A 12,134-nucleotide genomic window follows, 5' to 3' on the forward strand; every position below is an offset into this window, starting at 1 on the left:
ATTCGGGGCATGGACGCTGACGCCATCGAGGAGGGCCGCCGTCGCTGGCAGGCCCGGTACGATGCCGCGCGCAAGCGCGACAGTGCCACCGGGGCGGAGCCCCGGAATTGGACACGCACCACGCTTTCCGGGGATCCGGTGGAGCCGGTGTACGGGCCCCGGCCCGGGGACAGGTACGAGGGCTTCGAGCGGATCGGCTGGCCCGGGGAGTACCCCTACACACGCGGGCTGTATCCGACGGGCTACCGCGGGCGGACGTGGACCATCCGGCAGTTCGCCGGGTTCGGGAACGCCGAGCAGACCAACGAGCGGTACAAGATGATCCTCCGCCACGGCGGAGGCGGTCTCTCGGTCGCCTTCGACATGCCGACGCTGATGGGCCGCGACTCCGACGACCCGCGCTCACTGGGCGAGGTCGGGCACTGCGGGGTCGCCGTCGACTCGGCCGCCGACATGGAGGCCCTGTTCAGCGGTATCCCGCTGGGTGACGTGACGACGTCCATGACCATCAGCGGACCGGCCGTGCCCGTCTTCTGCATGTACCTGGTGGCCGCCGAGCGGCAGGGCGTCGACCCGTCCGTGCTCAACGGCACGCTGCAGACCGACATCTTCAAGGAGTACATCGCCCAGAAGGAGTGGCTCTTCCGGCCCGAGCCGCACCTTCGCCTCATCGGCGACCTCATGGAGTACTGCGCGGCCGGCATCCCCGCCTACAAGCCGCTGTCCGTCTCCGGCTACCACATCCGCGAGGCCGGCGCGACGGCCGCACAGGAGCTGGCGTACACGCTGGCGGACGGCTTCGGCTACGTCGAGCTGGGCCTGTCGCGCGGACTGGACGTCGACGTGTTCGCCCCCGGCCTGTCCTTCTTCTTCGACGCGCACATCGATTTCTTCGAGGAGATCGCCAAGTTCCGCGCCGCCCGCCGGATCTGGGCGCGCTGGATGCGGGACGTGTACGGCGCGCGGACCGACAAGGCCCAGTGGCTGCGCTTCCACACCCAGACCGCGGGCGTCTCGCTGACCGCCCAGCAGCCGTACAACAACGTCGTCCGTACGGCCGTGGAGGCGCTGGCCGCCGTGCTCGGCGGGACCAACTCGCTGCACACCAACGCCCTCGACGAGACCCTCGCGCTCCCGTCCGAACAGGCCGCCGAGATCGCCCTGCGCACCCAGCAGGTCCTCATGGAGGAGACCGGGGTGGCCAACGTGGCCGACCCGCTGGGCGGTTCCTGGTACGTCGAGCAACTGACCGACCGGATCGAGGCCGACGCCGAGAAGATCTTCGAGCAGATAAAGGAGCGGGGCCTGCGGGCACACCCCGACGGGCAGCACCCGATCGGGCCGGTCACCTCCGGGATCCTGCGCGGCATCGAGGACGGCTGGTTCACCGGGGAGATCGCCGAGTCGGCGTTCCGCTACCAGCAGTCGCTGGAGAAGGGCGCGAACCGGGTCGTCGGCGTCAACGTCCACACCGGCTCCGTCACCGGCGACCTGGAGATCCTCCGCGTCAGCCACGAGGTGGAGCGCGAGCAGGTCCGACTGCTGGCCGCGCGCAGGGCGTCCCGCGACGACACCGCGGTACGCACCGCCCTGGACGCCATGCTGACCGCCGCCCGTACCGGCCGCGGCGAAGCCGCCGATGGAGGCCGCAACATGATCGAGCCGATGCTCGACGCCGTACGGGCCGAGGCGACCCTCGGTGAGATCTGCGACGTACTGCGGGGCGAGTGGGGGGTGTACACCGAGCCGGCGGGCTTCTGAGGCGCCCGGGGGCGGACCGTCAGTCCTCGGCGGACTCCGCGGCCGCTCCCCCCAGTCCGAGGAGCAGTACCCGGGTGAAGCCGTGCACCCACTCCTCGTCCGCCGGGTGGCCGCTCACCAGGGTGCGGTGGACCACCGCACCGGCCACCATGTCGAAGATGAGGTCGACCGTGCGGGCGGACTCGGCGGGGTCGGTCTCCGGGGGGAGTTCGCCGCGGTCCTGGGCGCGGGCGCGGCCCTCCAGGACGAGGCGTTTCTGGCGTTCGACGATCGACGTGCGGATGCGTTCGCGCAGGGCGTCGTCCCGGGTCGACTCCGCCACCACCGCCATCAGGCCACTTTTCGCCTCGGGCCGGGCCAGGATCGCCGCGAACTGGAGTACGGCGCCCTCGATGTCGGCGGCGAGACTGCCCAGGTCGGGCAGCCGGAGTTCGTCGAAGAGCTCGGCCACCGCGTCGACCACCAGCTCGTGCTTGCCGGCCCAGCGACGATAGAGCGTCGTCTTTGCAACCCCGGCGCGCGTGGCCACGTCTCCCAGGGTGAGCTTGGACCAGCCCAGCTCGACCAGCGCCTCCCGCGTCGCGGCCAGGATCGCGGCGTCCGCGGCGGCACTGCGCGGGCGTCCCGGACGGGCGGCGGCGGTGCGGCTCTGCATCCCCTGACCATATCCGGGGGGTTCCTGTGTGGTCGTGAGGGAGATCACGGGTTGGTGGTGTTCCGGCGGACCCCGATGCCATTACGCTACGACTCGTAGCGAAAGCGACGACCACTGACGTGGGGTGGGGACCCGGCGTCGAACAGTGCCGGGCAGGCCCGGCTTTCTCACCGCTTTTCACAGTGCGCGCCGAACGGGGGAGGATAGACGCATGCAGCCACGGAACATGTCCATGAGCGGAGTCGTCGACCTCGCCGCGGTGAAGGCGGCCCAGGAGGCCAAGGCGAAGGCGGAGCAGGCGCGCGCCGAGGCCGCCCGGCAGGGCGGGGCCCCCGGCGCGGTCTCGCCCGCGGATCTCGTCATCGACGTCGATGAGGCCGGGTTCGAGCACGAGGTCCTTCAGCGGTCCACCGAGGTGCCCGTCGTCATCGACTTCTGGGCCGAGTGGTGCGAGCCCTGCAAGCAGCTGAGCCCGCTGCTGGAGCGGCTCGCCGTCGAGTACAGCGGCCGGTTCCTGCTCGCCAAGATCGACGTCGACGCCAACCAGATGCTGATGCAGCAGTTCGGCGTGCAGGGCATCCCCGCCGTGTTCGCCGTCGTCGCCGGGCAGGCGCTGCCGCTCTTCCAGGGGGCGGCCGGCGAGGCGCAGATCCGCGAGACGCTCGACCAGCTCGTCGCCGTAGCCGAGCAGCGCTTCGGTCTCACCGGCCTCACCGTCGACCCCGACGCCGAGGCGGGCAGCCGGCCCGCTCCGGCAGTGCCGGCCGGTCCCTACGACGCGCTGCTCGAAGCCGCCGTACAGGCCCTGGACGCGGGCGACTTGGGCGGTGCGGTCCAGGCGTACAAGAACGTACTGAACGAGGACCCGGCGAACTCGGAGGCCAAACTCGGGCTCGCCCAGGCCGAGTTGCTCCAGCGGGTGCAGGGTGCCGACCCGCAGCAGGTGCGCAAGGAGGCCGCCGAGAAGCCCGCCGACGCGCGGGCGCAGATCGCCGCCGCCGACCTGGATCTGGTGGGCGGCCATGTCGAGGACGCTTTCGGGCGACTCATCGAGACCGTGCAGCGCACGGTGGGTGACGAGCGGGACACCGTACGGCTTCGGCTGCTTGAGCTGTTCGAGGTCGTCGGCGCCGAGGATCCGCGGGTGGCGGCGGCGCGCAGGGCGTTGGCTCGTGCGCTGTTCTGACCGGGTCCGGGAGCGGGGCGGGAGCCCCGTTCTGACCAGTCACTAAACGCGAGGGCACGTGTTGCCCGAGTGAAGGATTTGCCGACGGAGCGTCACTGCGGCCGCGCTTTACCAAATCTTGGTAATCGCGGCCGCAGTTACTTGGGGTAAGTCACGGACTTCGGTCTGTCAGAGACTGTCCGTTGATTCCTGGATTTGTCCGGTCGCTGGACAGCACCCTGTGTCGCTGTCCGAGACCTGCGGGTCGTTGTTCGGTTATCCGGCCGTTACTACTGAGTAACGAAGCCCCTTGTGCGGGCGGCGAGAATGCACCACGATCGGCCACGCTCGGTCCATTTCCGCACCCCGACAGCCGGTCGGGTCACGGGAGTTCCTGGGTCCCCACCGAGCAGAGTCGGCGGCAGTGGCGCCGGCTCTTGGGCAGGGGGGTCTTCACCCAAACCGGTGAAGCCTGTCCAGCAAGGTTGTGCGTGATGCGTGTCAGGCGCGACCAGTGGTTGTCGCTCGGGGGTGATCGCCGGTGATTCGGGCGCGGTTGTGCCTCCGAGTTCGGGCGCTCTCCTTCCCGAGGACGTAGCACTTCTCCCATCCCTGCCCGGCTGAGCCGTCGAGCCGACAGTGGCAGCCAGGGCCAGGAGATGTACGTCCGAGAAGGAGGAAATATGGAGTCCCAGGTGCGTGGCGGGACCAGATGGAAGCGGTTCGCTGTGGTGATGGTGCCCAGCGTCGCCGCTACGGCTGCGATAGGTGTCGCCCTCGCGCAGGGCGCTCTCGCCGCGTCGTTCAGTGTCTCCGGCCAGTCGTTCAAGGTCACGACCGACAAGCTCGTCGGTAACGGTTTCTCGCAGTACGGCGCTCTTGACGAGGGCTACACGCTCTCCGGCAAGAAGACGGTTCACCCCGTCGCCGTCTCGGGGTTCAAGACCGCGACGATCAACAGCCTGTGCCAGTCCGTGGTCACCCCCGACATCCCGATCCTCGGGAGTGTCAGCCTGATCCTGCGGGCGGGTGAAGACCCGAACAAGCCGGTCGAGGCCAAGAACCTGTACATCGACGTGGCCGACCTTGAGGCCGACGCCACGTTCGAGAACATCGACATCGGTGTGGCTGCCAAGGACGCCAGCAAGGGTCCGGGCATGAAGGGCGGCGGCGAGCAGTCCAACCCCTTCGGGTTCGCCCAGCAGGCCGACAAGGCCACGCTGGTCGGCGTGAAGCAGACGGCGTGGGCCACCACTGCCGGAACCTTCAAGCTCAGCGGTCTGAAGATGTCGCTGTCGACGGGTGTCAAGGAGTGCTACTAAGCACTCTCTGACGGGCGGGGGAGCCGATGGCGCCCCCGCCCGTCCACACTCCGCCGCTTTCTTCACAAGCGGTCACACGCTCACCAACTCACCACCGCACCATCACCACAGCAACGCCGTACCAGGGAGCTGTTTTCCATGAGCGCCGAGACTCCTGCCGTACCCGGCCAGTTCACCCGCCGGAGGCTGCAGTTCCGCGCCTGGCGGGGTACGAGGCCGTTCTGGGCCGGTCTGTTCGTCATGCTCGGCGGACTCCCCATCGCCTACTTCCCGTACGCGAACCTCCAGATCGGGCACCTGACGCTGGCGATGCAGACCGCGGGGGGCTCCAGCTCCCTGATCATCGGTGTGCTGCTCGTCGTCCTGGGCTTCACCCTCTGGTTCCAGAGGCACGTCCGCACCTTCGCGGGGATCGCGGCGATCCTGCTGGGGCTGGTGTCCATCCCGCTGTCCAACATCGGTGGCTTCCTCATCGGCTTCCTCTTCGCCCTCATCGGCGGGGCGATGGCCGTGGCGTGGGCCCCGGGCGCGTCGTCGGAGCACGAGCCGGCGCAGCACCAGTCGACGGGCACGGGCGGCGATTCCGAGGGCCTGGACCCCGACACCACGGTCCTCCAGCCGGTTCGCGACGAGTTGGGCAATGGGGGCACCTCCCAGGCCTTTAAGGCACTGGGGGAGAACGATCTGTCAGGAACGAGCCCGGCGAACGGGGCGAACGGGAGGCACAGTGCCGGCTGACGAGGTGACCCACGGGACTGAAGTGGACAAGTCCCGTGTGAGAACCGGGCCGCGCCATGCGGCACCCAAGAAGCCGCTGTTCACCAGGTTCCACATGCCCGCCGGCAAGGCGATAGCCCTGGCGGCGATGCCCACCGCGGTCCTCATGGGAATGGGTTTCACGCCGACGCTCGCGCAGGCCGACAGCAACGACTCCGCGAAGCTGACGTCCAACAGCCTGACCGCGGACGAGTACGACGAGTACGCCGACCAGTACAAGGACTGTGTGGCGGCGCTCAAGGACGCCGAGGACGGTTCGGCCTCGCCGTCGCCCTCGTCGAGCGCCGGTGACTCCACGGACCAGGACGACAAGCCTGAGCCGACGCCGTCGGCCTCGGCCGGCCAGGACTCCTCGGACTCCGGTTCCTCGGACTCCTCGGACGACGCGGGCTCGTCGGGTTCCGCCGGTGACTCCGCCTCGTCGGATTCAGGTTCCGACGAGGCGGCCGAGCCCACGCCGGAGCCGTCCCCGAGCAAGTCGAGCGAGGCCCAGTCCGGCGACACGGCCACGCCGTCCCCCTCGCCGTCCGAGAGCGGCGGCAACCTGCTGGAGGACATCGGCGACGCCATCACCGGCATCTTCACGGGCGGCGCCGGCTCCGAGGAGAGCGCGAGCCCGACGCCGTCGCCCTCCGCGAGCGCGAGTGAGGAGGCGTCCTCCGGATCCTCCGACTCCGGCGAGGAGGCCTCCGGCGCGGGCGACACCGTCAAGGAGACCACCGACAAGGTCACCGACACGGTGAAGGACACCGTCGAGGACACCACCGACAAGGCGACCGAGGCGGCCAAGGACACCACCGAGGCGGTCAAGGAGGCGGCAGGCGAGGCCACCGCCACGCCCAGCCCCTCCGCGAGCACCGGCACGGACGCCGAGGACTGCCCGGCCGCCACCGACGACGAGAGCGGCGTCGACAACAAGGTGCCGGTGGCGGACGACCCCTGGTACCTGGATGCCAGCTCGCTGCTGCTGAAGGGCGCGGACTACCAGGGCATAGTCGAGGTGAAGACGGCCAACGGCACCAAGAAGAAGGTGCTGAAGTACGTCATCTCCGACGGCACCGACATCGGCGACCTGCACCAGACGGTGAAGGACAAGCAGTCCGGCAAGACCTACCACGTGCAGGCGGCCGGGGGCTCGACCTCCACCATCCGCGACGGCAAGACGGTGATGTACACCGAGAGCATCTCGGGGAACCTGCTCGGCCTGATCCCGATCACGTTCGACCCGGAGCACCCGCCGCCGCTGAACATCCCGCTGATCTACTTCACGAAGGTGAAGGTCGTGCAGGCCGGTCAGTTCGGTGGCACTCTGCACGTGCCCGGCATGCACGTGTTCACGACCGACTGAACAACCCCACAAGCCCGTTCGGGAGCCGCACACGCCGAGGGCGCCCCCTTTTTCCAAGGGGGCGCCCTCAGCGCCGTACAGGAGCCTTCTCGGCGGCTCTCGGCGGTCAGTCCCGTGCGCCGCCGCCGAGGTGGTGGACGCGGACCATGTTGGTGGTGCCGGGGACTCCGGGCGGGGAACCGGCTGTGATGACCACGATGTCGCCCTCGTTGAACAGACCGAGCTTGACGATCTCCTGGTCCACCAGGTCGACCATCTCGTCGGTGCTGTTCACGAACGGCACCACGTGCGGCTCGACGCCCCAGCTGAGCGTCATCTGGTTGCGCGTGGACTCGTCCGTGGTGAACGCGACGATCGGCTGGGCGGCGCGATAGCGGCACAGCCGGCGGGCGGTGTCGCCGGACTGGGTGAAGGCGACCAGGCCCTTGCCGCCGAGGAAGTCGGCGATCTCGCAGGCCGCGCGGGCCACCGAACCACCCTGCGTGCGGGGCTTCTTGCCCGGCACGAGCGGCTGCAGGCCCTTGGACAGCAGCTCCTGCTCGGCCGCGGCGACGATCTTCGACATCGTCCTGACGGTCTCGATCGGGTACGCGCCCACGCTCGACTCGGCGGACAGCATGACCGCGTCGGCGCCGTCCAGGATCGCGTTGGCCACGTCGGAGGCCTCGGCGCGGGTCGGACGGGAGTTGGTGATCATCGACTCCATCATCTGGGTCGCCACGATCACCGGCTTGGCGTTGCGACGGCACAGCTCGATGAGCCGCTTCTGCACCATCGGGACCTTTTCGAGCGGGTATTCGACGGCGAGGTCACCACGGGCGACCATCACGGCGTCGAACGCCATCACGACGTCCTCCATGTTCGCCACGGCCTGCGGCTTCTCCACCTTGGCGATGACGGGGACGCGGCGGCCCTCCTCGTCCATCACCTTGTGGACGTCCTGCACGTCGTGGGCGTCCCGGACGAAGGACAGCGCGACCATGTCGCAGCCCATGCGCAGCGCGAACCGCAGGTCCTCGACGTCCTTCTCGGACAGCGCCGGCACGTTCACGGCCGCGCCGGGCAGGTTGATGCCCTTGTGGTCGGAGACGACACCGCCCTCGATGACGATCGTCTTCACCCGCGGGCCCTCGACGTCCAGGACCTTCAGCTCGACGTTGCCGTCGTTGATGAGGATCTGGTCGCCCTTGGCGACGTCACCGGGCAGGCCCTTGTAGGTCGTCCCGCAGATCTGCTTGTCGCCCGGGACGTCCTCGGTCGTGATGACGAACTCGTCACCGCGCTCCAGCTCGACCGGCCCCTCGGCGAAGGTCTCCAGACGGATCTTCGGGCCCTGGAGGTCGGCGAGCACACCGATGGCCCGGCCGGTCTCCGCGGCGGCGGACCGGAGGCGCTCGTACCGCCCCTGGTGGTCTTCGTGCGTGCCGTGGCTGAAGTTGAAGCGGGCCACATTCATGCCCGCCTCGATCAGCGAGACGAGCTGTTCATGGGAGTCGACCGCGGGGCCGAGAGTACAAACGATTTTCGAACGGCGCATGGGACGATCCTATCGGTTTGTTTCGCCGCGGAATATTCCGTCTGGCGGAAGATACAAATGAGCCGTGTATTGCTCAGCCGTGTTACTCGGGCGTCCGCTCGGCGGAGCCGCATATCAATGCGGCCCGACCAGTGCGTAGGTTTGTGTCGCGATTTCCAGTTCTTCATCCGTGGGCACCACGGCCACGGCCACACGTGCGTGCGCGGGCGAGATCAGCCGCGGCTCGTCGCTCCGTACGGCGTTCAGCTCGGCGTCCACCACCGGCCCCAGCTCCGCCAGGCCCGCCACGGCGGCCTCCCGGACCGGCGCCGCGTTCTCACCGACCCCGGCGGTGAACGCGATCGCGTCCACCTTGCCCAGCACCGCGTAATAGGCGCCGATGTACTTCTTCAGCCGGTGAATGTAGATGTCGAAGGCGAGAGCGGCCTGCTGATCACCCTCGTCGATCCGGCGGCGGATCTCCCGCATGTCGTTGTCACCGCACAGCCCGATCAGCCCGCTCCTCTTGTTGAGAAGAGTGTCGATCTCGTCCGTGGACATTCCGCCAACTCGCATCAAATGGAAGATGACGGCCGGGTCCATGTCACCGGAGCGCGTACCCATCACGAGCCCCTCCAAGGGCGTCAGCCCCATGGAGGTGTCCACGCAACGGCCGCCCCGTACGGCGGACGCGGACGCGCCGTTGCCGAGGTGCAGCACGATGACGTTCACGTCCTCGGGTGCCTTGCCGAGCAGCTGCGCGGTGGCCCGGGAGACGTACGCGTGCGAGGTGCCGTGGAAGCCGTACCGGCGTATTCGGTGCCGGTCGGCGGTCTCGACGTCGATCGCGTAGCGGGCGGCCGACTCCGGCATCGTCGTGTGGAACGCGGTGTCGAAGACGGCGACCTGGGGCAGGTCCGGGCGCAGCCGCTGGGCGGTGCGGATGCCGGTGAGGTTGGCCGGGTTGTGCAGCGGGGCGACCGGGATGAGCCGCTCGATCTCGGCGAGCACGGCGCCGTCGATGACGGTCGGCTCGGTGAAGTGCTTGCCGCCGTGCACCACCCGGTGGCCGATCGCGGCCAGCTCGGGCGAGTCCAGGCCGAGGCCGTCCTTGGCGAGCTCCGCCGACACGGCCTTCAGGGCGGCCTCGTGGTCCGCTATCGGCCCCGTCCACTCGCGCACCTCGCCGCCGCTCGCCAGCGGGGTGTGCTTGAGCCGGGAGGTCTCCTCGCCGATGCGCTCGACGAGGCCCACGGCCAGCCGGCTGCTGTCACGCATGTCGAGCAGCTGGTACTTCACCGACGAGGAACCGGAGTTGAGGACGAGGACGCGGGACGAGCTCACTGGGCGGTGGCCTTCTCGTGGAGGGACAGGGCGGGGGACTGGGCCTGGATCGCCGTGATGGCGACGGTCGTGACGATGTCCTGGACGAGGGCGCCCCGGGACAGGTCGTTGACCGGCTTGCGCAGACCCTGCAGCACCGGACCGACGGCGATCGCGCCGGCCGAACGCTGCACGGCCTTGTAGGTGTTGTTACCTGTATTGAGGTCAGGGAAGATCAAAACCGTTGCCTGCCCGGCCACTTCGGATCCCGGCAGCTTGGTCGCGGCCACGGACGGCTCGACGGCGGCGTCGTACTGGATGGGCCCCTCGATCTTCAGGTCGGGCCGCCGCTGCCGCACCAGCTCGGTCGCCTCGCGCACCTTGTCGACGTCGGCGCCCGAACCGGACGTACCCGTCGAGTACGACAGCATCGCGATCCGCGGCTCCACGCCGAACCCCTCGGCGGTCGCGGCCGACTGGATGGCGATGTCGGCCAACTGCTCGGCGTTCGGGTCGGGGTTCACCGCGCAGTCGCCGTAGACGAGGACCTTGTCGGCGAGGCACATGAAGAAGACGGACGACACGATGCCGGCGTCCGGCCGGGTCTTGATGATCTCGAAGGCGGGCCGGATGGTCGCGGCCGTCGAGTGGACGGACCCCGACACCATGCCGTCGGCCAGCCCCTCCTGCACCATCAGCGTGCCGAAGTAGTTCACATCGCTGACGACGTCGTACGCCAGCTCGACGGTGACCCCCTTGTGGGCGCGGAACCGGGCGTACTTCTCGGCGAAGGAGTCGCGCAGCTCGCTGGTGGCCGGGTCGATCAGGTCGCAGCCGGCCAGGTCGATACCGAGGTCGGCGGCCTTCTTGCGGATCTGGTCCTCGGGCCCGAGCAGGGTCAGGTCGCACACCCGGCGCCGCAGCAGCACCTCCGCGGCGTGCAGGACACGCGGCTCGGTGCCCTCGGGCAGCACGATGCGGCGCATGGTGGAGCGGGCCTGCTCCAGCAGCTTGTGCTCGAACATCATCGGCGTGACCCGGTCGTTGCTCGGCGCCGAGACCCGCCCCAGCAGGTCCCCGGTGTCGACGTACCGCTCGAACAGGCCGAGCGCCGTCTCCGCCTTGCGCGGGGTGACCGCGCTCAACTTACCCTCCAGGGAGAAGAGTTGCTCGGCGGTGGGGAAGCTGTAGCCGGGCACCGACAGCACCGGGGTGCCCGGGGCGAGGCGGGCGGCGAGGGTGAGGATCTCGTCGCCGGGGCGCTCGTCCAGGGTGAGCAGGACACCGGCGATCGGCGGGGTGCCGGCGCTGTGCGCGGCCAGCGAGCCGACGACCAGGTCGGCGCGGTCGCCCGGGGTGACGACCAGGCAGCCCGGGGTCAGGGCGGTCAGGAAGTTCGGCAGCATGGCGCCGCCGAAGACGAAGCCGAGGGCGTCGCGCGCGAGCCCCGAGTCGTCGCCGAGGAGGACCTTCGCGTCGAGCGACTGGGCGATCTGCGACACGGTCGGCGCGGCGAGAGCGGGATCGTCCGGGACGACGTAACAGGGCACCGGCAGCCGCGACCCGAGCCGCTCGGCGATCTCGTCCCGGTCCTCCCGGGCGACCCGGTTGGTGACCATGGCGAGCACGTCGCAGCCCAGACCGTCGTAGGCGCGATAGGCGTTGCGGGTCTCGGCGAGCACGGACTCGGCGGTCTGCCCCCGGCCGCCCACGACGGGTATCACGGACGCGCCGAACTCGTTGGCGAGCCGGGCGTTGAGGGACAGCTCGTCCGGGAGCTGGGTGTCGGCGTAGTCGGTGCCGAGGACGAGGACGACGTCGTAGTCGCGGGCCACGACATGGAACCGGTCGACGAGCGTGGCCACCAGCTCGTCGGTGCCGCGCTCGGCCTGCAGGGCGGACGCCTCGTGGTAGTCCATGCCGTAGACCGTCGCCGGGTCCTGGGACAGGCGGTAGCGGGCACGCAGCAGCTCGAACAGCCGGTCGGGACTGTGGTGCACCAGCGGCCGGAACACCCCCACCCGGTCGACCTGCCGGGTCAGGAGCTCCATGACCCCCAGTTCGACGACCTGCCGGCCGTCACCTCGGTCGATTCCGGTCACGTACACGCTGCGCGTCACGCGTGCTCTCCCTTTCCTCTTCGTCCGTCGTCTGTCGTCCGTCACCGGGGTCGCAAAATCGCCCAGTGAGGTGAGCGAAACCCTCTTGACAATACCCTTGGCTGTGGATAAGGCGCCCGTCAGTAGGGGAGCGACACCGCCCTCGCG

The 12,134-nt window shown here is 69.4% G+C and carries 9 protein-coding genes; 5 read left to right on the top strand and 4 right to left on the bottom strand.

Annotated elements, in window-relative coordinates; translation table 11 throughout:
• Positions 1-9: 9 nt before the first annotated feature.
• On the top strand, positions 10-1,761 hold the full coding sequence (locus POF73_RS29905; RefSeq protein ID WP_272121678.1) for an acyl-CoA mutase large subunit family protein: 1,752 nt from the start codon (positions 10-12) through the stop codon (positions 1,759-1,761).
• Positions 1,762-1,780: 19 nt separating this feature from the next.
• On the opposite strand, the gene POF73_RS29910 is transcribed toward POF73_RS29905, so the two are convergent.
• Complete coding sequence (locus POF73_RS29910) at positions 1,781-2,416, bottom strand: TetR/AcrR family transcriptional regulator (protein WP_272121680.1); 636 nt, start codon at positions 2,414-2,416, stop codon at positions 1,781-1,783.
• 211 nt (positions 2,417-2,627) lie between these two features.
• Between POF73_RS29910 and POF73_RS29915 the strand changes: the two genes are divergently transcribed.
• From POF73_RS29915 to POF73_RS29930, 4 genes are all read left to right on the top strand, one after another.
• Positions 2,628-3,602: a tetratricopeptide repeat protein gene (locus POF73_RS29915; protein ID WP_272121682.1), complete on the top strand. Its 975-nt coding sequence runs from the start codon at positions 2,628-2,630 to the stop codon at positions 3,600-3,602.
• 662 nt (positions 3,603-4,264) lie between these two features.
• Positions 4,265-4,903, top strand: coding sequence for a DUF6230 family protein (locus tag POF73_RS29920; RefSeq protein ID WP_272121684.1), 639 nt, complete (start codon positions 4,265-4,267; stop codon positions 4,901-4,903).
• A gap of 138 nt (positions 4,904-5,041) precedes the next feature.
• Complete coding sequence (locus POF73_RS29925; protein WP_272121686.1) at positions 5,042-5,641, top strand: DUF6114 domain-containing protein; 600 nt, start codon at positions 5,042-5,044, stop codon at positions 5,639-5,641.
• Entirely contained in the window at positions 5,631-7,028 is a 1,398-nt protein-coding gene (locus tag POF73_RS29930; protein WP_272121688.1) for a hypothetical protein, read from the top strand. The genes POF73_RS29925 and POF73_RS29930 overlap by 11 nt, the downstream gene beginning before the upstream one ends.
• Positions 7,029-7,134: 106 nt before the next feature.
• On the opposite strand, the gene pyk is transcribed toward POF73_RS29930, so the two are convergent.
• The 3 genes from pyk to pta form a co-directional block, all read right to left on the bottom strand.
• Positions 7,135-8,565, bottom strand: coding sequence for a pyruvate kinase (gene pyk, locus POF73_RS29935; protein ID WP_272121690.1), 1,431 nt, complete (start codon positions 8,563-8,565; stop codon positions 7,135-7,137).
• Between the two features lie 114 nt (positions 8,566-8,679).
• Positions 8,680-9,888: an acetate kinase gene (locus POF73_RS29940; protein ID WP_272121692.1), complete on the bottom strand. Its 1,209-nt coding sequence runs from the start codon at positions 9,886-9,888 to the stop codon at positions 8,680-8,682.
• Complete coding sequence (pta, locus tag POF73_RS29945) at positions 9,885-11,987, bottom strand: phosphate acetyltransferase (protein ID WP_272121694.1); 2,103 nt, start codon at positions 11,985-11,987, stop codon at positions 9,885-9,887. The genes POF73_RS29940 and pta overlap by 4 nt, the downstream gene beginning before the upstream one ends.
• Between the last annotated feature and the right edge of the window lie 147 nt (positions 11,988-12,134).

The organism is Streptomyces sp. HD, assembly GCF_028369295.1.
Lineage (GTDB): Bacteria > Actinomycetota > Actinomycetes > Streptomycetales > Streptomycetaceae > Streptomyces.